17 protein-coding genes are annotated in these 19,737 nt (G+C 66.7%); 10 read left to right on the plus strand and 7 right to left on the minus strand.

What is annotated here, in order from left to right; all coding sequences use genetic code 11:
* Window positions 1–12 precede the first annotated feature (12 nt).
* The 3 genes from meaB (at window position 13) to QA642_RS33820 (ending at window position 3,222) form a co-directional block, all read left to right on the plus strand.
* Window positions 13–999, plus strand: coding sequence for a methylmalonyl Co-A mutase-associated GTPase MeaB (meaB, locus tag QA642_RS33810; protein ID WP_283087033.1), 987 nt, complete (start codon window positions 13–15; stop codon window positions 997–999).
* A complete protein-coding gene (locus QA642_RS33815; protein ID WP_283080749.1) occupies window positions 996–1,652 on the plus strand; it encodes a pyroglutamyl-peptidase I in 657 nt (218 codons plus the stop codon). Before meaB ends, QA642_RS33815 begins: the two co-directional genes overlap by 4 nt.
* A 199-nt stretch (window positions 1,653–1,851) precedes the next feature.
* Window positions 1,852–3,222, plus strand: a complete 1,371-nt coding sequence (locus tag QA642_RS33820; RefSeq protein ID WP_283080750.1) for a TIGR03808 family TAT-translocated repetitive protein — start codon at window positions 1,852–1,854, stop codon at window positions 3,220–3,222.
* Here the strand turns inward: QA642_RS33820 and QA642_RS33825 are convergent.
* The 4 genes from QA642_RS33825 to QA642_RS33840 all read right to left on the minus strand — a co-directional run bounded on the left by QA642_RS33825 (window position 3,219) and on the right by QA642_RS33840 (window position 7,470).
* Window positions 3,219–4,016 (minus strand): TIGR03809 family protein, encoded by a 798-nt coding sequence (locus QA642_RS33825; protein WP_283080751.1) that lies wholly within the window; start codon window positions 4,014–4,016, stop codon window positions 3,219–3,221. The genes QA642_RS33820 and QA642_RS33825 overlap by 4 nt on opposite strands.
* Before the next feature lie 473 nt (window positions 4,017–4,489).
* Window positions 4,490–6,196 (minus strand): S8 family serine peptidase, encoded by a 1,707-nt coding sequence (locus QA642_RS33830; RefSeq protein WP_283080752.1) that lies wholly within the window; start codon window positions 6,194–6,196, stop codon window positions 4,490–4,492.
* Between the two features lie 18 nt (window positions 6,197–6,214).
* Window positions 6,215–6,904, minus strand: coding sequence for a hypothetical protein (locus QA642_RS33835; RefSeq protein ID WP_283080753.1), 690 nt, complete (start codon window positions 6,902–6,904; stop codon window positions 6,215–6,217).
* Entirely contained in the window at window positions 6,901–7,470 is a 570-nt protein-coding gene (locus QA642_RS33840; RefSeq protein WP_283080754.1) for a sigma-70 family RNA polymerase sigma factor, read from the minus strand. Before QA642_RS33840 ends, QA642_RS33835 begins: the two co-directional genes overlap by 4 nt.
* A 439-nt stretch (window positions 7,471–7,909) precedes the next feature.
* Between QA642_RS33840 and QA642_RS33845 the strand changes: the two genes are divergently transcribed.
* A complete protein-coding gene (locus QA642_RS33845; RefSeq protein ID WP_283080755.1) occupies window positions 7,910–9,067 on the plus strand; it encodes a GGDEF domain-containing protein in 1,158 nt (385 codons plus the stop codon).
* A 63-nt stretch (window positions 9,068–9,130) separates the two neighbouring features.
* Entirely contained in the window at window positions 9,131–10,231 is a 1,101-nt protein-coding gene (locus QA642_RS33850) for a DUF2336 domain-containing protein (protein ID WP_283080756.1), read from the plus strand.
* Window positions 10,232–10,242: 11 nt separating this feature from the next.
* Here the strand turns inward: QA642_RS33850 and QA642_RS33855 are convergent, their stop codons facing one another.
* A complete protein-coding gene (locus QA642_RS33855; protein ID WP_283080757.1) occupies window positions 10,243–10,881 on the minus strand; it encodes a DUF1109 domain-containing protein in 639 nt (212 codons plus the stop codon).
* Between the two features lie 2 nt (window positions 10,882–10,883).
* Window positions 10,884–11,429: a sigma-70 family RNA polymerase sigma factor gene (locus QA642_RS33860; protein ID WP_283080758.1), complete on the minus strand. Its 546-nt coding sequence runs from the start codon at window positions 11,427–11,429 to the stop codon at window positions 10,884–10,886.
* 286 nt (window positions 11,430–11,715) lie between these two features.
* On the opposite strand from QA642_RS33860, the gene QA642_RS33865 reads away from it, so the two are divergent.
* The 5 genes from QA642_RS33865 (at window position 11,716) to QA642_RS33885 (ending at window position 16,501) form a co-directional block, all read left to right on the plus strand.
* A complete protein-coding gene (locus tag QA642_RS33865) occupies window positions 11,716–12,375 on the plus strand; it encodes a hypothetical protein (protein WP_283080759.1) in 660 nt (219 codons plus the stop codon).
* Between the two features lie 134 nt (window positions 12,376–12,509).
* Window positions 12,510–13,289 (plus strand): enoyl-CoA hydratase, encoded by a 780-nt coding sequence (locus QA642_RS33870; RefSeq protein ID WP_283080760.1) that lies wholly within the window; start codon window positions 12,510–12,512, stop codon window positions 13,287–13,289.
* A gap of 189 nt (window positions 13,290–13,478) precedes the next feature.
* Window positions 13,479–14,909 carry a TolC family outer membrane protein gene (locus QA642_RS33875; protein ID WP_283080761.1) on the plus strand — a complete coding sequence of 477 codons (1,431 nt, stop codon included), beginning with the start codon at window positions 13,479–13,481 and terminating at the stop codon, window positions 14,907–14,909.
* A gap of 22 nt (window positions 14,910–14,931) precedes the next feature.
* The gene (locus QA642_RS33880; RefSeq protein WP_283080762.1) at window positions 14,932–15,489 is read left to right on the plus strand and encodes a hypothetical protein; all 558 of its coding nucleotides are present in this window, start codon (window positions 14,932–14,934) and stop codon (window positions 15,487–15,489) included.
* A gap of 49 nt (window positions 15,490–15,538) precedes the next feature.
* Window positions 15,539–16,501 (plus strand): amidohydrolase family protein, encoded by a 963-nt coding sequence (locus tag QA642_RS33885; protein ID WP_283080763.1) that lies wholly within the window; start codon window positions 15,539–15,541, stop codon window positions 16,499–16,501.
* Window positions 16,502–16,613: 112 nt separating this feature from the next.
* Here the strand turns inward: QA642_RS33885 and QA642_RS33890 are convergent, their stop codons facing one another.
* A complete protein-coding gene (locus QA642_RS33890; protein ID WP_283080764.1) occupies window positions 16,614–19,730 on the minus strand; it encodes a CusA/CzcA family heavy metal efflux RND transporter in 3,117 nt (1,038 codons plus the stop codon).
* Window positions 19,731–19,737 lie beyond the last annotated feature (7 nt).

Below are 19,737 nucleotides of genomic sequence, written 5' to 3' on the forward strand. Positions count from 1 at the left end.
GCGAAAGCAATGATGACCAGTAGCAAATCCGTCGACATCAAATCCTTCGCCCGCGACCTCCGCTCCGGCAGCCGCGCGGCCCTCGCCCGGGCGATCACGCTGGTGGAGAGCCGGCGCGGCGATCACCAGGCGCTGGCGCGCGAGCTGGTGCAGATGCTGCTGCCCGACACCGGCAAGGCATTTCGCGTCGGCATCACCGGCTCGCCCGGCGTCGGCAAGTCCACCACCATCGATGGGCTCGGGACCTATCTGATCGAGCAGGGCCACAAGGTCGCGGTGCTCGCGGTCGATCCGTCCTCGGCGCGCAGCGGCGGCTCGATCCTCGGCGACAAGACGCGGATGGCGCGGCTTTCGGCCTCCAACGATGCCTTCATCCGCCCCTCGCCATCCTCGGGCACGCTCGGCGGCGTCGCGGCCAAGACGCGCGAGGCGATGCTGCTGTGCGAGGCGGCCGGCTTCGGTGTCGTGCTGGTCGAGACCGTCGGCATCGGCCAGTCCGAGACCGCGGTCTGCGACATGACAGATTTCTTCCTGGCGCTGATGCTGCCGGGTGGCGGCGACGAATTGCAGGGCATCAAGAAGGGCCTGGTCGAGCTCGCGGACATGATCGCCATCAACAAGGCCGACGGCGACAATCTCAAGCGCGCCAACATCACCGCCGCCGACTATCGCGGCGCGCTGCATATTCTCAGCCCGCGGTCCGAGCATTGGCATCCGCCTGTCGTCACCTATTCGGCACTGGCCGGCACCGGGATCGCCGAGCTTTGGCAGAAGGTTCTCGACCACCGCAAGGCGATGAACGCGTCCGGCGATTTCGCAGGCCGGCGGCGCGACCAGCAGGTGAAGTGGATGTGGTCGATGCTGGAGCAGCGCATGCTGGCGCGGCTGCGCAGCGAGGCGTCGGTGCGCACGAAGGTCCGGAAGATCGAGGCTGAAGTCGCCGATGGCCATCTCACGCCGGCGCTCGCCGCCGAGCAGATCCTGGAGTTGCTGCAATGAGCGAAAAGCTGCGCATTCTCCTGACCGGCTTCGGATCGTTTCCCGGCGCGCCCTATAATCCGACCCAGCCGCTGGTGGCACGGCTGACGCAGCTGCGCCGGCCGGCGCTCGACGATGTCACGATCGCGAGCCACATCTTCCCGGTCACTTACGCCGCGGTCGACCGGCAATTGCCGGAGGTGCTCGCAAAGGAAAAGCCCGATGCGCTGCTGATGTTCGGCCTCGCCGCTCGCACGCCCTATTTGCGCGTCGAGACTCGCGCGCGCAACGCCGTCACCATGCTCTGGCCCGATGCCGCCAACACCCGCTCGAGCAAGCGCGGCATCGCCGGTCATGCCGACGCGATGACGTTCGGCCCGCACACGGCAAGGCTGCTGCGCGCGGCGCGCCTCACCGGCATCGACGCCCGTGCCTCACGCGATGCCGGCGCCTATCTCTGCAATTATCTGAGCTGGCGCGCGATCGAGAATGTGCGGGCCGGCGGGCCCCGGCTTGCGGCGTTCATCCATATCCCGCTGCTGGCGCGCAGTGGCGCCGTACGCCGCAAGGGCGCGCCGCGGATCACGCTGGAGGAGCTGGTGGATGCGGGAGAAGCGATGCTGATGGAGCTGGTGGGGCTGGCAAGGAAGACGCGGAACACACCGGTTTCGTAGGGTGGGCAAAGGCGCGTAGCGCCGTGCCCACGATGCATCGGCATGTGCGGTGACAATGGTGGGCACGCTTGCGCTTTGCCCACCCTACGGCACCGGCTTTGCGTAAACATTTAACCCTACCGCGAACAATCCTCACGGCTCCGCCCGCCCTGCGCTACCTAACCGCTGCGGACCCCCCGCGTCCGCCGGAGGACGCGTCATGGACCTCAATCGCCGTCATCTCATCGGAGCTTCCACCGCCGGCATCGCCGGCGCGCTCGCCATGCCGGCCGATGCCGCGCGCGCGGCGCCACTGACCTCCCTGCTCGGCCGCGATGCCACGCAATATGGCGTGCGACCCAACAGCAGCGAGGATCAGACGCGCGCGCTCCAGCGCGCCGTCGATGAGGCCGCGCGGGCGCAAATGCCGCTGGCGCTGCCCCCGGGCGTCTATCGCACCGGCCTGCTGCGGCTGCCGAACGGCTCGCAGCTAATCGGCGTGCGCGGCGCGACAAAGCTCGTGTTCACCGGCGGGGCCTCGGCGATCCAGAGCGACGGCTCGGACTCGATCGGCCTCACTGGCATCACCTTCGACGGCGGCGGCATTCCGCTGCCGACGCGGCGCGGGCTGATCCACGTCCTCGGCGGGCGCGACGTCCGCATCACCGATTGCGAGATCACCGCCTCAGGGGGCAGCGGCATCTGGCTCGAGCAGGTCTCCGGCGACATCTCCGGCAACATCTTAACCAGCATCGCCGTGACCGCGGTGGTCTCGTTCGACGCCAAGGGCCTCAGCGTCTCCCGCAACACGATTCTCCGCACCAGTGACAACGGCATCGAGATCCTGCGCGCCGCGATCGGTGACGACGGCACGCTGGTCGCTGATAACCGCATCGAGGACATCAAGGCCGGGCCCGGCGGCTCCGGCCAGTACGGCAACGCCATCAACGCCTTCCGCGCCGGCAACGTGATCGTGCGTGGCAACCGCATCAAAAACTGCGACTACTCGGCGGTGCGCGGCAATTCGGCTTCCAACATCCACATAACAGGCAACAGCGTCAGCGACGTGCGCGAGGTCGCTCTTTATTCGGAGTTTTCGTTCGAGGCCGCCGTGATCGCCAACAACACGGTCGACGGCGCCGCCGTCGGCGTCTCCGTCTGCAATTTCAACGAGGGCGGCCGTATCGCGGTGGTCCAGGGCAACATCATCCGCAATCTGATCCCGAAGCGGCCGATCGGCACCGCGCCTGATGACGACGCCGGCGTCGGCATCTACATCGAGGCGGATTCATCGGTGACGGGCAACGTGATCGAGAACGCGCCGTCCTACGGCATCGTCGCCGGCTGGGGTAAATATCTGCGCGACGTCGCGATATCAGGCAACGTGATCCGGAGGGCGCTGGCCGGCGTCGGCGTCTCCGTGGTGCCGGGCGCCGGCACCGCGCTGGTCAACAACAACATGATCTCCGAAACGCCGCGTGGCGCCGTGGTCGGGCTCGACCACGCGCGCACGGTGACGTCGGACCTGTCGGCCGACGGCGCGCAGCGGTTCGCACAGGTGATGATCGGCGGGAATGCGGTGCGGCGCTAGAACGCGTTCCGCAGCAGCGGGTACTTCGCTTGCAGGCCGTCGAGGCTGAAGGTGAATTCGACCACGCGCTCGGGGGCCGCGACGATCTCGGCGGCGGGCGGGGCGAACTGCGGCAGGAGCGCAGCCATTGCGGCAGGCTGGGCCAGCGGCGCCTTCACGGCAGGGGCAGCACGCGGCGGCAGGGCTGCGAGCGCCGCGACCGGCGGCTTCACAGGGGGGGCGATGAACGGCGCCAAAGCGGCGGGCGTGGCCACCGGTGACTTCACGGCAGGTGCGGAGAGCGGCGCCCTCGCAGCGGGTGCCTTGAGCGGCGGCACCTCGGCAGGGGCGGTGAATGATGCGAACTTGGCAGCCGCCACGCGCGGCGAGACAGGAGCCTGCGGTACGAGCGGGGCTTCGGTGACTTCGGGGAGAACGTCCAGCTTGGGCGCGAGCCTGACCGGCGCGGCGGTCTCAGGCGCGATGTGGACGGCCTTCTGGACGGCCTTCGGCTGCATGGTCTGCGACGGTTGCTCGCGTGGAAACACGCGGGGCATGGTCGCCGGCGACCAGCCGAAGGCGGGCGAGACGCTCGCAGCCGCGGCGGCAACGTCACCACCGGTCGCGAGCGCGCGCCAGGTCTGGACGGCGAGTTTGGCTTCCTGGATGTTTTCGAGGAATGCGATCTCGGAGTGGTAGCGACGCCACCGTCCGGTCTCGAACATTTCGGAGAGGTGCTCCAGCCGCTGCTCGGCGAGAGCGCACCAGCGTGCCGCGATCTCGCGGCCGGCGGCCGCGCTTTGGCGATGTGTCATGAACCAGCCCGTCATGAGAAAAATACGGACGCGACGCAACGCACACGAATCAATTTAGACGCGACATGAATATTTTGTGGAAAAGTTTTGACTTGTCCAGCAACGACACGCCGTTCGTCATGAAAGACCGTAGTCGTGCGGACAATTGCTGCGATTTCGAGTCAAGCTTCGCACAAGCATGACGGCGTTGCGGCGTGCCGGTCGGCCGACGAGATGAACGTATGCGCGGTCGTTCAACCGCAAGCTGAATGGGGTGCCACGCCTCAAAGACCACAAAAGAAAAGACCCGTCCGGGGGGACAACCGGACGGGTCGAGCCATATGGGCGCTTGGGGTGGATGGGCGCTCGCGCCTGATATGACTGATGGGGAGGGATGACCGCTCCCACATAATTTGGTCGTGGCAGCTGGCTGAACGTTCAACGCGGCGCTCGATTATTTAACCTTTGGCGGGCGCGCAATCTTGTCGCAGCCGCTATCGCGGCGCCGGCCTATCCGCCTGAGAAACCGTGGCTTTATCGTCCGCGCTCGACAGCGAGGGCTGCTCGACCGCGCGAATGCCCGGCTCATCGCGACGTGGCTGCGCATCTTCACGTTTTGTTGTACCGGACGCCGCCGCCACCGGCGTCGCGCTGTCGGCGGGAACAGCCGAGACCGCGGCAAACGCATCGGCCTCGCCGTCGCCGAACAGATCATCACGCCCGGGTGAACCGAGGTCGCGGGCGGTCTTCGCAAGCGTCATGCGCAGCGCTTCCGGCTTCAGCGTGTAATTGCGCTCGAGCAGCAGCGCCGCGACGCCGGAGACATAGGCCGCCGAGAACGAGGTTCCCGAGGTCATCTGGTATTTGCCGTCGGGCGCCGGCAGGAAGATGTCGACGCCGGGCGCGGCCAGCGCGATGTAATTGCCGCGGTTGGAGGCCGAGAACAGCTTGTCCTGCTGGTCGATGGCGCTGACCGCGATCACGTTGGGATTGGCGGCCGGATAAAGCGGCGGCGACTTCGCGCCGGCATTGCCGGCGGCGGCGATCAGCACGAGGCCACGCGCGGCGGTCGCGGCAATGGCGCGCTCGATCACCGCGTCCTTCGGACCGGCAAAGCTCATATTGACGATCTGCGCGCCGTGCTCGGCGGCGTAATTCAGCGAGCGCAGGATGATGTAGGACGAGCTCTCCGCCCCTCCGCTGGTGCCGCCGAAGGCGCGGATCGCGATGATGCGCGCCTCGGGCGCGCTGCCCATCAGCTTGGCGTGCGCCACGATGGCGCCGGCGATGCCGGTGCCGTGGATGTGCGGGCCCTCGGCGCTGCCGAGCGCATCGAAATTGTCGGCGATGGAATCGGCGAGCTCCGGATGCCTCGCATCGATGCCGGAATCGATCACGGCAACGGTCACGTTGGCGCCATGCGCCAGCGTATGCGCCTGCGGCAGGCGGAGCTTTGCCAGGGCATATTGCGCGGGGTCGCCTTCGCTCAGCGTCGCCGGCTTCTGGTCCTGGAGCACGTAGCGGAAGTTCGGCTGCACCGACCGCACGCTGCCATCCGCGGCGAACTCGCGCCGTACCGTCTCGAACGGGCGGCCATCGGTGATGCGGAACAGGCCGAATGTCGCGCCGATCAGCGGGATGTTTTCCGACGATACGCGCGCAAGGCCATGGCGGCGCGCAAGCTCGTCGGCTTCGGTCAGCGTCAGCGCGCCGTCGATCTCGGCGACGAATTCATTGGCAAAGCTGCGCAGGTTCGCAGCCACCGGCGTGTTGTTGCCGCGCCCCTTGGCGGCGGTCTTCTTGCCCGACTTGCCGGTCCCCTCGCCGCCCGCGCTCGGCTGCCCAAGGCACTCGCCGTCGGCGTCGCGATAGGGTGCGGAGCAGGCCGGATAGAGGTTCGGGGAGTAGCGCGCATAGGGCAGCACCGGGGTCGGCCCCATCCGCGCCGAGAGCCGCGGCATCGCCATCGCGCGCGGGCCGCGGTCGACCGCGACCACGCGCGCAGCCACACCCGGATTGACGCGGGCGGCGACGTTGGGAGAGATGGTTGGCGTGCGCGAGGGCACGCTGATCGTCGGCGTGCGCATGATCGCCTGCGCCTCTGCAACCTCGACGCCGAGACAGGCGGCAAGCAGCAGCGCGGCACCCACCGATGAAGCGTAAGCCCCAGCGCGGATATTACTCTTGGACTTGCCTGTCATCGGTTGAAAGGCGCGCGTTTAAGGCGCTGCCACGGCGAGATTGACGAACTTCTCGCGCGACATCCTGGCAAGCAGCGCGGCGAGCTCGTCCTGGCTCATCGCCTTGTCGAACTGGAGGCGGAACATGCCACCCTTGGCATCGCCGATGATCGAGGCCTGGTAGCTGTCGAGCAGCGCGGTGATGTCGGCGACGCGCGCCTCGGGCGTGAAGCGCACCAGCGCCCGCGCCGGTGCGGCTCCGAGCTCGCGCGTGATCGGAGCGCCGATCGAGAGCGAGGCGGTCTGGAAGGTCGCGGTCTGGGTCTTCATCAGCACGGCGCCGATGATGCCGGCCTGCAGCAGCAGCGCGATGGCGCCAAGACTCGCCGACCAGGCCAGCGTGCGCGGCGACAGGCTCGCAAAGAAGGTCGAGATCCGCGTGGAGAGCGGCAACGGCGCGGCTGCCCGCGCCGGCTCGGCGTCGATCGCCGCGAACAGCTTCTGCATCGCGCGCGCCGATGGAGCCCCCAGGCTCTCGTTCAGATGGATGGTCTCTTCGTACTCGCCGCGGATCGCGGCGTACTGCCTGGCGAGCTCGGGATCACGCGCCAGCGCTTCCTCGACACGACGCGCATCGCGCGTATTCAGCGTGCCGGCGGCGTGCCAGGGCAGCAGCAGTTCAATCTCACTGGGCTCTTGCTCCAGCATCTTCTTGCTCAACGCCATCATGGCCAGCCTCGCTCAACGCCGGCTGCCTTCAGCAGTTCGGCCAGTTTCTTGCGCGCATAGAACAAGCGCGTCTTCACAGTGTTCTCCGGTATCCCGACGATTTCGGCCACCTCTTCCACGGACTTCTCGTGGTAGTAGACAAGATCGACGATTTCCCGGTGTTCCGGCGAGAGGCCCGTCAGACACTCCCGCAACGCTTCACTGGTATCCTTCTTCTGCACCACCGTTTCCGGATCATCGGACTGGTCCTCGATCGCGTTCGCGGCGTCTTCGTCCAACTCAAAATCCTTCCTGCGCCGGAGCGCCGAGAGGGCCTTGAATCGGGTGATTGCCAGCAGCCAGGTGGAAACGGCGGATCGGCCCTCGAACTTGCCGGCTTGACGCCAGACGTCGAGAAAAACCTCGCTGATGAGGTCTTCCGCCGCCTGCTCGTCCCGCACGAGCCTCAGCCCGAACCTGTAGACCCTGACATGGTGCCGCCCGTACAGCACCTGCATGGCGAGCCGGTCGCCTTGGGCGATCCTGGCGATCAGGACCTCGTCCGTAGCCGCCTGTGTCACGCTCAAAGGCCGTCTCGCAAAGTTGGTCGGGTCGATGCGGCGGAGGGTTCGACGGGCGGGACGAAATTCTTCAAGCTACCGCAGTCGTACGGGGGCCTGTGTGATCTACCCCACATACGTGCATTTTTCTCGTCCCACTTGCGGCGGTTGGCGGCCTCGATCGATGTAGGTAACATAATACTGAGACACTTTCTTGCGGAATGTCTGCCCGGCACGGGCGGGCCGATCAATTCCGGTTCCATAGCAGTCCTGCACGACGTATGTCTCACGAACCCCCGCTTTGGCTCGACCGCGTCGCAAACGATGCCTAATCGCCGGCAAATTCTCCCCGCCGGCCAACACCCTGCTGTTCTGCGCTGCACGGTTCGGATTCGGTTTCAAAGGATACCAAACCTAAAGGCTTGCCACGTAGATTTTTGGGCTGAACGGCACCATTGGCGGGACCATGAGCACGGCCGCGACGTCCTTTCCGGAGAGGAATGCCGCTGAGGCCGCGGATCTCGTCCTCGCGCCCGAGGCGGCCGCGCCCGTGGTGCGGGCGCGCAGGGCCCGGCAGCGCCGCCAGATGTATATCGGTCAGGTGGTGAGCTACTCGCTCGGCGCCTCGGTCCTGCTGCTCTACGCCTATGACGGCGCGATCTCGATCGACGTCGCCTCGCTGTTCTGGTTCGGCGGCCTCCTGATCATCGGCACGTTCGCGGTGCTGTCGGAAGCAGGCGTCGGCGACAGATTCACCGACCACTATCTCACCGTATTCCAGATCTCGGCGCACATGGCGCTGCAATTCGTGTTCCTGGTGTCGGTGCCGACCATCGGCGTCGCCTTCATCAGCGTGCTGTTCCTGATCTTCGCCTTCGGCACGCTGCGCATGACCTCGGCCCAGGCAATGCTGACCTGGGCGATCGCGACCAGCGGCCTTGCCGCCGTGTTCCTCGCCTCCGACCTGCCGATCGGCATGCCCGTTGCGACGCGGCTGCAGCGAACCGCCTCGATGCTGTGCTTCGTGCTGGTGATCGGCCAGTGCGCCTTCCTCGGCCTGTTCGGCGCCACACTGCGCAAGATCCTGTATCGGCGCAGCATCGAGCTGAAGGATGCCTATCGGCGCATCGAGGAGCTCGCCGAGCTCGACGAGCTCACCGGCTCCTACAACCGCCGCTGCATCATGCGCCTTCTGGACGCGGAGATCGAAAAGTCGCGGCAGGCGTCCACGCCCTGCGCGATCGCGCTGATCGATCTCGACTGGTTCAAGCGCATCAACGACGCCCACGGCCATCCCGTCGGCGACGAGGTGCTGCGCACCTTTGCCGTCACCGTATTCGCCAACATCCGCCCGGCCGACAGTTTTGGCCGCTACGGCGGCGAGGAATTTTTGCTGCTGCTGCCGGACACGGCAGCCGAGGCGGCCTCGCGCATGCTGGAGCGGCTGCGCGGCATCATCGCCGATCTCGACTGGAGCGCATTCTCGCCGGGCATGCGGGTGACGATTTCCGCGGGCGTCGTGACGCTGCGCGACACTGATACTGCCGACACGTTTCTCGCGCGCGCCGACAACGCGCTCTATTCCGCCAAGGCGCAAGGGCGCAACCGAATTGCAACGAGTTGACCAATCCATTTTCTCCGGGGGCGACAGAAGCCGCCGCCGGACCAAACGCTCCAGGACAGGGCAATGAGATCCAAACCCGCCAAACCATCCGAGAACCTGCTGGACGAATTGCAGGCTGCACTCTCGCACGGCACCGTCGCGCGCCGGGTCGAGACACTGCGCCGCGTCACCGATCTCTTCGTGGGCAACGCGGTGGACTATTCCGACGAGCATGTCCGCGTGTTCGACGACGTATTCCAGTGCCTGATCGAGCAGATCGAGACCTCGGCGCGAGCGCTGCTCGCCGAGCGCCTCGCACCGATCGCGGCCGCGCCGCCAAAAATCATCCGCACGCTCGCGCTCGACGAGGTCATCGAGGTCGCAGGCCCCGTGCTGTCGAAATCGGAACGGCTCGACGAGACCACCTTGCTCGAGATCGCGCGCACCAGGGGCCAGGCGCATCTCAAGGCGATCTCGCTCCGTCGCGTGCTGTCGGAAGCGTTGACCGACCTGCTGGTGACGCGCGGCAACGACGACGTGGTGCGGTCGACCGCCAGCAATCCCGGCGCGCAGCTTTCCGAGGGAAGCCTCATCGACCTCCTCACCCGTGCCGAGCGCGACGACGATCTCGCCACCTGCATCGGACTGCGGCCCGATTTGCCGCGCCATCACTATCTGAAGCTGGTCGCGAAAGCCTCCTTGAGCGTGCGCAGGAAGCTGGAGGCTGCCCATCCCGAGCTTGCGAACGAAGTCTCGAGCGTGGTGCAGGAAGCGGCCCAGCGGGTCCGCGCGGCCGCCATGACGAGGCAAACGGAGATGGCGCGCGCGCTGGTGAGGTCGCTGCACGAGGACGGCCGCCTCAGCGAATTCCAGGTCACCGCCTTCGCCGAGCAGGGCAAGTTCGACGAGACCAATGCCGGGCTCGCGGCGCTTGCGGGCGTCGCGGTCGAGACCGCCGAAAACATGATGATCGAGAGCCGCACCGAGGGCGTGATGATCCTCGCCAAGGTCGCCGGCATGCAATGGTCGAGCGTGCGCGCCATCATCGCCATGCGCGAGAAGCTCTCCGGCGGTTCGCAGACCGACATGCTGACGCTGCGCGACACCTACGAGGCGCTGCGCTCATCGACCGCGCAGCAGGTGCTGCGCTTCCACCGCATGCAGAGCACGACGCCGGCGGTGTGAAGCCGGTTCGTTTAGTATCGCAAGACTTTTGAACCGATGGCGGCGCCGATCGCGGTCACGAGCGCGGTCGCGATCGTGTACCAGGTCGCGACGAACATCGGCGAGTCGTCGGTGCAGTGCGAGGCATAGAGCGTGGCCGCAAGGCCGGCCGACACCAGGCCGGCGAGCGCACCGGCGAGCGCGGGACGCGACGGCGCGCCGTGGCGCAGGCCGAACAGCGCGCCCGCAAGCAGCGGCAGCGACATCGCGGGGATCGCCACCAGGCACACCCTGGAGTTCTTGCCCACCATGCGCATCGTCATCGGCATCGCCGGCGCCATCATCATCTCGCCGCCGATCGCGACCGCGAGCAGGCCGACGGGGAGCAGCAGCAGCCAGCCCCAGCCGCGCATCAGGGCCTCGGGCCGCGACAGATGCAGGCTGACGATGATCGCGGGGATTGCGAGCGACAGCGTGACCGCGAACTTCATGTCGAAGAACGGATTGTGCATGGCGGTCATGACGTCGGGCCGCACGCCGAGGAACGTCGCGAAGATCAGGATCGACAACGGCGCGGCCACCAGCAGCGCCATGGTCAGCACGGCGCCGACCTGCGGCGCGCGATGGGCGTTGTCGGCCGCGAGCGTGCGAATGAGTTGATCGGTATCCATGACTAATGGTCTCGCAGTTTGGCAGTCAGCGCCGCAAGTCCGCGATGCAGCGCGACCCGCACCGCACCTTCGCTCATCGAAAACTTCGCCGCCGTATCCTTGATCGAGGCGGCATCGACCGCGATCGACTGCAACACCTCGCGCTGGCGCTGCGGCAGCGTGCCCAACTGCGCGGCGACCTCGCCCGCCGACGCCGTTTCCTGCGGCGCCTCGCCCGGCAAGGTCTCGGCGAAATCGTCGATGTTGACGAAGACGCGCCTGCCGCGCCGGCGCAGCGCGTCGATCAGCTTGTTGCGGCCGATCGCGAACAGCCAGGGCGCGAAGGGGGCTTCGCTGTCCCAGGTGTGCCGCTTCAGATGCACCGCCAACAGAATCTCCTGCACGATATCCTCGGCCTGGTCGGGGGGCTGCCCGGCCCGCGCCAGGCCCCGCCTCGCGGCGGCGCGCAGCACCGGCGTGACCGCCTTCAACAGGCGATGATACGCCGCATCATCGCCAGCCATGGCCGACCGCATCAGGTCGGTCCATTCGTCCTCACGTCCGCGCACGCGCCCTCACCATGCAATTCGGCCGCTCTTTCAATTTGTTACGCGGGCTCCTGCCTGATCACGAATTCGTGATCTGCACCCGACCGCGTTGCCGAAAGGGCCGAAAAAGTCTGCGACGGCTCATAACACCGATCGGCCCGTCCCGCATCCAGCGGCCGGCCGCGAGGAACCGGATTGCCCCGTTTTCGCCCGGTGTAGCCCGAAGATTCCCACTTTCTGCCCCGCTGTGGTCACGCCCCGGCGTCTCTGTTCGTCCCGGGATGGGTGGATTGGGGAGATCGTCAACATGATGAAAGCCAGCGGGCGCGCTGCCCTGATTCTTCTGGCCGGGCTTTTCCTGCTGTTCGGAGGCGTTGCGCAGGCAGCACCGAACGAGGCTGCGAGCAGCAAATCGGACAGCGCCGGCAAACAGGCCGACGCGGACAAGCCAAGCAAGCACCGGCGCCACTATTCTCGCCGCAGCAGCAGCAAGACGGCGGAGAAGTCCTCAGACGACAAGGCCGCCAAGACGGACGCGACGAAGACCGACGAGGCGAAGGCCAATGCCGACGTGCCGGCATCCCGCCAGATGCCGCAGCAGGTCGCCAACGCCCGTGCCCAGCTCGCCGCCGCCGACACGCCGACGGCAGCCGCGGCCACCGCGATGACGGGCCGCGCCAACGACAACGTCCAGGCCGCGGCCGACGCTCCCGCCGCCTCGGACGCCGAGAGCCAGGTCGTCGCACCCGACCAGCTCAACGATCTCGATCGCGCCCTGCCACAGGACAACCCGCCGGCGCAGAAGGCGGTGATTGCCGCAACCGACGCGCAGCCGCGGCCGGCGCCCGTGATGGCGAGCAGCCAGCAGACCTCGGCCTGGGACCAGAGCTCCCTGATCGGCAAGATCTTCATCGGCGTCGGCACGCTGCTGACGCTCGCCTCCGCCGCGCGCATGTTCATGGCTTAAGAAGAACCTCCGCGCCCGGGATACGCGTCTTGCGGCGTGTTCCGGGCGACCTTTGTTCGGGCGGCCTTCAGGCCCCTTGAAGGCATCCGCGCGAGCGGGCACATTGCCCGCCCAATCAAACGCGTGGGTGGAGCATGAGCACGTTCGAACACATCATCGTCGAAAGCCAGGGCGCGGTCGGCATCGTCAAGCTGAACCGGCCGAAGATGCTCAACGCGCTCTCCTTCGGCGTCTTCCGCGAGATTGCCGCGGCCGTCGACGATCTCGAGGCCGATGACGCCATCGGCTGTATCGTCGTGACCGGCAGCGAGAAGGCCTTTGCCGCCGGCGCCGACATCAAGGAGATGCAGCCGAAGGGCTTCATCGACATGTTCTCGGAAGACTTCGCCGCGATCGGCGGCGACCGCGTCGCGCGTTGCCGCAAGCCGACGATCGCCGCCGTCGCAGGCTATGCGCTCGGCGGCGGCTGCGAGCTCGCCATGATGTGCGACATCATCATCGCCGCCGACACCGCCAAATTCGGCCAGCCCGAAATCACGCTCGGCACCATTCCCGGCATCGGCGGCACCCAGCGCCTGACCCGGGCCATCGGCAAGTCCAAGGCGATGGATCTCTGCCTCACCGGCCGCATGATGGATGCGGCGGAAGCCGAGCGCTCAGGCCTCGTCAGCCGCATCGTGCCGGCCGACAAGCTGATGGACGAAGTCATGGCCGCCGCCGAGAAGATCGCCGCGATGTCGCGCCCTGCCGCCGCGATGGCCAAGGAAGCGGTGAACCGCGCCTTCGAGACCACGCTCGCGGAGGGCATGAGCGTCGAGCGCAACCTGTTCCACGCGACCTTCGCGCTGGAGGACCGCTCCGAGGGCATGGCCGCGTTCATCGAGAAGCGCAAGCCGGTGAACAAGAACCGGTAAGTGCAAGCGAACGGTCAGGCTGGTGTAAGGCTCTGGTGCTGATCCGCAAAAATGCTGTGACGCACCTGCAACAAGCACGGAATAGATGGGGGTTTCCCCCGCGGCAGTTTGCCTGCGGGACCTCGGCTGGTTAAACAGTTAAGAGGGCCGCCGTCGGCGGGGGCGGACAGCCGGGGTTTGCGGGATTTCATGATTGGGCGTGCCGCCAGAGCTGGTCGCGTGATGACGCGGCATCGATCGGGCGTGGGTCCTGTGCTTGCGACATGGACCGCGCTGGTGCTTTGCTGCGCCCTGCCCGCGGCTGCGTCGGCAGAAGCCCTGCCAGAGGCATTGGCAAAAGCCTACCAGACCAACCCGCAGCTCAACGCCGAGCGCGCCCGCCAGCGCGCGACCGACGAGAACGTGCCGCAGGCGCTGGCCGGGTACCGGCCGCAACTCGTGGCGAGCCTCAGCGCCGGCCTGCAATCGGTGCGCAATCTTCTGCCCAACAACACCATCCAGACCGCCGATCTGAAGCCGTGGACCATCGGCGTCACGGTGACGCAGACGCTGTTCAACGGCTTCCGCACCGCCAACAATGTGCGGGCCGCTGAACTCCAGGTGCAGTCGGGCCGCGAGGCGCTGCGCAATGTCGGCCAGGGCGTGCTGCTCGACGCCGTCACCGCCTACACCAACGTGCTGGCAAACCAGTCGCTGGTCGAGGCGCAGCGCTCCAACGTCGCTTTCCTGCGCGAGACGCTCGCGGTCACGCAGCGCCGTCTCAACGCCGGCGACGTCACTCCGACCGATACCGCGCAGGCCGAAGCCCGTCTCAACCGCGGCCTTGCCGATCTCAACGCCGCCGAAGTCGCGCTCGCGATCAGCCAGGCGACTTATGCCCAGGTGATCGGCAATCCGCCGTCGCAGCTGAAGCCCGCCGAAGTGGTCGATCGCTATCTGCCGAAGAGCCGCGAGGACTCGATGACGATGGCCATCCGCCAGCATCCGGCGGTGATGGCCGCTGGCTTCGACGTCGATGTCGCGTCCACCAACATCCGTGTCGCCGAGGGCGCGCTGCTGCCGAGCGCCAGCGTCCAGGGCAGCGCCAGCAAAAGCCGGGACAGCGACCCGACGCTCGGCACCTTCGCAACCGACCAAGCCTCGATCGTCGCCAATGTCACCGCGCCGATCTATGACGGCGGACAGGCCGCCTCGCAGACTCGGCAGGCCAAGGAGGTCTCGGCGCAGAGCCGGCTCGTGCTCGACCAGGTGCGCAACCAGGCGCGCACCGCCGCCGTCAGCGCGTGGGTTGCGAACGAAGGTGCCAAGATCGCGGTCTCCGCTTCGGAGTCCGAGGTGAAGGCGGCAACCGTCGCGCTCCAGGGCGTGCAGCGCGAGGCCGCCGGCGGACAGCGCACGACGGTCGACGTCTTGAACTCGCAGGCGGACCTGATCCAGGCCAAGGCCCGCCTGATCGGCGCGCAGCGCGACCGCGTGATCGCCTCCTATACCCTGCTCAGCGCCGTCGGCCATCTCGACGTCAAGACCTTGAGCCTGAACACGCCGGACTATCTGCCCGAGGTGCACTACCAGCAGGTCCGCGACGCTTGGCACGGCCTGCGCACGCCGTCGGGGCAGTAATCTCAATCTTCTCGCGGGTGCCATGAACAGCCGCCGCATCCATCTGATGGGAGCTTCGGGCTCCGGCGTGACGACGCTCGGTCGTGCTCTCGCGGGCCGGCTTGCGCTGCCGCATCACGACAGCGATGACTATTTCTGGCTGCCGACCGTGCCGCCCTATCAGACGACGCGCCCGGCCGCCGAGCGCCTGCGCCTGATGCGCGAGATGTTCCTGCCGCGTCACGACTGGGTGCTGAGCGGGTCCATCACGGGCTGGGGCGAGGAGCTCGTCTCGTACTTCGATCTGGTCGTCTTCGTGACCACGCCGCGCGAGCTCCGGCTGAAGCGATTGCGCGCCCGCGAGGCCGCTCATTTTGGTGCCGATGCCGTCGCGCCGGGCGGCTGGCGCCATGCCGAGACTGAAGACTTCGTCGAATGGGCCTCGCACTACGAAGCCGGCGATCGCGAGGGCCGCAATCTCGCAAAGCATGAAGCCTGGCTCTCCGGCCTGCCCTGCCCGGTCGTGCGCGTTGACGGCTCACGCCCGCTTGCGGACCTCGTCGAGCAGCTATGCAGCGAAACGGAGCGGCTCCCGGGCTGATGTGATATCGTCTCGTACGGCCTCAAAAAACAAATCAGGGAGAGAAACCGTGCTTAACCGACGCAGCGTCCTGCTTGCCTCCCTCGCCGCCGGAGTAGCCATGACCAACAGAGCCCACGCCCGGGCCGCGCAGCCCGCGACGCCGGTCAATTTCGACGTCCCGCCGCAGGCCTGCGACTGCCACACCCACATCCACGGCGCTGTCGAGAAGTTTCCGTTCTTCGCCGGGCGCGTCTACACGCCCGAGCCGGCCTCGCCCGAGGAGATGGCCGCACTGCACAAAGCGCTGCATATCGAACGCGTGGTGATCGTCACCCCCAGCGTCTACGGCACCGACAATTCATCGACCCTGTTCGGCATGAAGGCACGCGGCGCGAATGCGCGCGGCGTCGCGGTGATCGACGACAAGACGCCGGAGAGCGCGCTCGACACGATGCATCAGGACGGCTTCCGCGGCGTCCGCCTCAATCTGGCGACCGGCGGCGTCAATGACCCCAATGTCGGCCGCCCCCGCTTCACCGCCGCAGTCGAGCGCATGAAGGCGCGCGGCTGGCACGTGCAGCTCTACACCACGCTGGCCATGATCTCGGCGATCAAGGACCTCGTCGAGACGGCGCCGGTGCCAGTCGTGTTCGACCATTTCGGCGGGCTCGAGGCCCCACTGGGCCTGGAGCAGCCGGGCTTCTCCGATCTCGTCGCCCTGGTGAAGTCCGGCAAGGCCTATGTGAAGATCTCCGGCGCCTACCGGTCGTCGAAGCTCGCGCCCGATTATCAGGACATGGTGCCATACGCGCAGGCGCTGATCGCCGCGAACGCGGATCGCATCGTCTGGGGCACCGACTGGCCGCATCCGGATTCGAGCCGCGTCGAGGGGCGCAAAGCCACCGACATCGCGCCGCTCTACCAGATCGACGACGGTGCCTTGCTCAACCAGCTCCCGGTGTGGGCGCCGGATGCGGGCGTGCGCAAGAAGATCCTGGTCGACAATCCGGCCCGGCTCTACGGGTTCTAGAGCATGATCCGGAAAAGTGCGCAGCGGTTTTCCGAAAAGATAATGCTCAAAAACCTAAAGCGCGATGACGATTCATCGCAATCTCATCGCGCTTTAGTTCGTCGGCCTGATCTCAGCGCGCGCGGCGCGAGAAGAAGGAGATCAGCACCGGCAAGGTCACCAGGATCACGACGGGCGCCAGCATCATGCCGGTGACGACCACGACCGCGAGCGGCTTCTGCACCTGCGAGCCGATGCCCTCCGACAGCGCCGCCGGCAGCAGGCCGACGCCGGCGACGACGCAGGTCATCAGCACGGGCCGGAGCTGCAATTCGCCGGTGCGCACCACGGCGCTCAAGCGGTCCATGCCCTCTTCGATCAACTGGTTGAACTGCGACAGGATGATGATGCCGTCCATCACGGCGATGCCGAACAGTGCGATGAAGCCGATCGCCGCGGAGACGCTGAACGCCGTGCCGGTGATCAACAAGCCCAGCACGCCGCCGAAGATCGCCATCGGGATCACGCTCATCGCCAGCAGCGTGTCGGTCATCGAGCCGAAATTGAACCAGAGCAGCACGCCGATCAGCGCCAGCGAGATCGGCACCACGATCGACAGCCTCCGGATCGCATCCTGGAGGTTGCCGAACTCGCCGACCCATTCCATGTGCGAGCCGGGCGGCAGCTGCACCTGATCGGCGATCTTCTGCTGTGCCTCGCGGATCGCGCTGCCGAGGTCGCGCTCGCGCACCGAGAACTTGATCGGCAGATAGCGCTCCTGCTGCTCGCGATAGATGTAGGCCGCGCCGGAGACGAGGCTGATGGTGGCGACCTCGCTCAAGGGGATCTGCGTGACGGTGCCGTTCGGCCCGGGCGCGCCGATGCGCAAATTCTGGATCGCCTCGGCGCTCCGGCGATATTCCGGCGCAAGGCGCACGATGATCGGGAAGTGGCGGTCGCTTCCGGGCTCATAGAGATCGCCCGCGGAGTCGCCGCCGATCGCGACCTTGATCGTGGCGTTGATGTCGCCGGGCGCAAGGCCATAGCGCGCGGCTTTGGCACGGTCGATGTCGATCTGGATGGTCGGCTGCCCGAGCGAGGTGAACACCGCAAGGTCGGTGACGCCCTGCACGGTCGACAGCACCTGCTTGATCTTGTTGGCGGTGTCGGTGAGCGCCTGGAGATCGCTGCCGAACAGCTTGATCGAGTTCTCGCCCTTCACGCCGGAGACGGCTTCGGAGACGTTGTCCTGGAGATATTGCGAGAAGTTGAACTCGACGCCGGGGAAGCGGTCGTCGAGTTGCTTGAGCAGCTGCGCGGTCAGCTCTTCCTTGTCATGCGTGCCCGGCCACTGGCTCGCGGGCTTGAGCGGGGCGAAGAACTCGGCGTTGAAGAAGCCGGCGGCGTCGGTGCCGTCGTCGGGACGGCCGTGCTGCGACACCACGGATTCGACCTCGGGCCGGGCGCGGATCACCTTGCGCATCTCGTTGACGTAGGAATTGCCTTCCTGCAGCGAGATGGTCGGCGGCAGCGTGGCGCGGATCCAGAGATTGCCCTCTTCCAGCTTCGGCAGGAATTCGAGACCGAGCAGCCGGCTCAGCGCCACCGTCATCAGCACGAGGCCGACCGCGGCGCCGAGGACGATGCTGCGGTTTGCGACCGCCCAATTCAGCACAGGCATGTAGAGCCGGTGCAGGATCTGCATGACCTTCGTCTCGGTTTCCTCGACATGTGCGGGCAGGATGATCGCTGACAGCGCCGGGGTGACGGTGAAGGTCGCAAGCAGGCCGCCGGCGAGCGCATAGGCATAAGTGCGCGCCATCGGCCCGAAGATGTTGCCTTCGACGCCTGACAGCGTGAACAGCGGGATGAACGCCGCGATGATGATCGCCGCGGCGAAGAAGATCGAGCGCGAGACGTCGGCGGCGGCGCTGAGGATGGCGTGGCTCTTCATGCCGAACAGCGTCTCGGACGACATGTGCTCGGTTTCCGACACCGGCGTCGTCTGCGTCAGGCGGCGGAAGATCGCCTCCACCATGATGACGGTGGCATCGACGATCAGGCCGAAATCGATGGCGCCGACCGAGAGCAGGTTCGCCGATTCCCCGCGCAGCACCAGGATGATCACCGCGAAGAACAGCGCGAACGGGATGGTGGCGCCGACGATCAGCGCGCTGCGGAGATCGCCGAGGAAGATCCATTGCAGCAGTACGATCAGCAGGATGCCGACCACCATGTTGTGCAGCACGGTGTGGGTGGTGAGCTCGATCAGGTCGCCGCGGTCGTAGATGCGCTCGATGCGCACGCCCGGCGGCAGGATGCTGGAGTTGTTGATGGTTTGAACGAGCTGATGGACGCGCTTGATGGTTGGCGAGCTCTGCTCGCCGCGGCGCATCAGGACGATGCCCTGCACGATGTCGTCGGAATCGTCGATGCCGGCGATGCCGAGGCGGGGCCTCTGCCCGACGGTGACGGTGGCGACGTCCTTGACCAGCACCGGATTGCCGTTGGTCTGGGCGATCATGGTGTTGGCGAGGTCGTCGATCGAGCGGATCAGGCCGACGCCGCGCACCACCGCCGATTGCTGGCCGATATTGACGGTGTTGCCGCCGACATTGACGTTGGAATTGCTGACCGCCTGCAGCACTTGCGGCAGCGTCAGGCCATTGGCGACCAGCTTGTTGTTGTCGACCTGGAGCTCGTAGGTCTTGCTCTTGCCGCCCCAGCCCGTGACGTCGATCACGCCGGGTACGGCGCGGAAGCGGCGCTGGAGCACCCAGTCCTGGATGGTCTTGAGGTCGAGCACGCTGTAGTTCGGCGGGCCGACCAGACGGTAGCGGAAGATTTCGCCGATCGGGCTCAGCGGGGAGATCTGCGGCTGCACGTTGCCCGGCAGCGGCGCGAGCTGCGCCAGGCGGTTCAGGACCTGCTGCTGCGCCTCGTCATAGGTGTAGGCGAACGAGAACTGGAGTTTGACGTCGGAGAGGCCGTAGAGCGAGATGGTGCGGATGGTCGTGAGGTTCTTCAGACCCGCCACCTGGGTCTCGATCGGGATCGTGATGTAGCGCTCGATCTCCTCCGCCGACAGGCCCGGGCTCTGCGTCACGATATCGACCATCGGCGGGGTCGGGTCGGGATAGGCCTCGATGTTGAGCTGGTTGAACGCGATCAGGCCGCCGATCAACACGGCGACGAACATGCCGACCATCAGGAAGCGCCGGTTGACGGCAAGGGCGACGAGGCGATCCATTTAGGTC

Origin of the sequence: Bradyrhizobium sp. CB2312 (genome assembly GCF_029714425.1) — a bacterium.
In the GTDB taxonomy this organism is placed as follows: domain Bacteria; phylum Pseudomonadota; class Alphaproteobacteria; order Rhizobiales; family Xanthobacteraceae; genus Bradyrhizobium.

Coding starts and splice junctions, on each gene's coding strand:
- meaB (WP_283087033.1), top strand. CDS start 13: ATGACCAGTAGCAAATCCGTCGACATCAAATCCTTCGCCCGCGACCTC.
- QA642_RS33815 (WP_283080749.1), top strand. CDS start 996: ATGAGCGAAAAGCTGCGCATTCTCCTGACCGGCTTCGGATCGTTTCCC.
- QA642_RS33820 (WP_283080750.1), top strand. CDS start 1,852: ATGGACCTCAATCGCCGTCATCTCATCGGAGCTTCCACCGCCGGCATC.
- QA642_RS33825 (WP_283080751.1), bottom strand. CDS start 4,016: ATGACACATCGCCAAAGCGCGGCCGCCGGCCGCGAGATCGCGGCACGC.
- QA642_RS33830 (WP_283080752.1), bottom strand. CDS start 6,196: ATGACAGGCAAGTCCAAGAGTAATATCCGCGCTGGGGCTTACGCTTCA.
- QA642_RS33835 (WP_283080753.1), bottom strand. CDS start 6,904: ATGATGGCGTTGAGCAAGAAGATGCTGGAGCAAGAGCCCAGTGAGATT.
- QA642_RS33845 (WP_283080755.1), top strand. CDS start 7,910: ATGAGCACGGCCGCGACGTCCTTTCCGGAGAGGAATGCCGCTGAGGCC.
- QA642_RS33850 (WP_283080756.1), top strand. CDS start 9,131: ATGAGATCCAAACCCGCCAAACCATCCGAGAACCTGCTGGACGAATTG.
- QA642_RS33855 (WP_283080757.1), bottom strand. CDS start 10,881: ATGGATACCGATCAACTCATTCGCACGCTCGCGGCCGACAACGCCCAT.
- QA642_RS33865 (WP_283080759.1), top strand. CDS start 11,716: ATGATGAAAGCCAGCGGGCGCGCTGCCCTGATTCTTCTGGCCGGGCTT.
- QA642_RS33870 (WP_283080760.1), top strand. CDS start 12,510: ATGAGCACGTTCGAACACATCATCGTCGAAAGCCAGGGCGCGGTCGGC.
- QA642_RS33875 (WP_283080761.1), top strand. CDS start 13,479: ATGATTGGGCGTGCCGCCAGAGCTGGTCGCGTGATGACGCGGCATCGA.
- QA642_RS33880 (WP_283080762.1), top strand. CDS start 14,932: ATGAACAGCCGCCGCATCCATCTGATGGGAGCTTCGGGCTCCGGCGTG.
- QA642_RS33890 (WP_283080764.1), bottom strand. CDS start 19,730: ATGGATCGCCTCGTCGCCCTTGCCGTCAACCGGCGCTTCCTGATGGTC.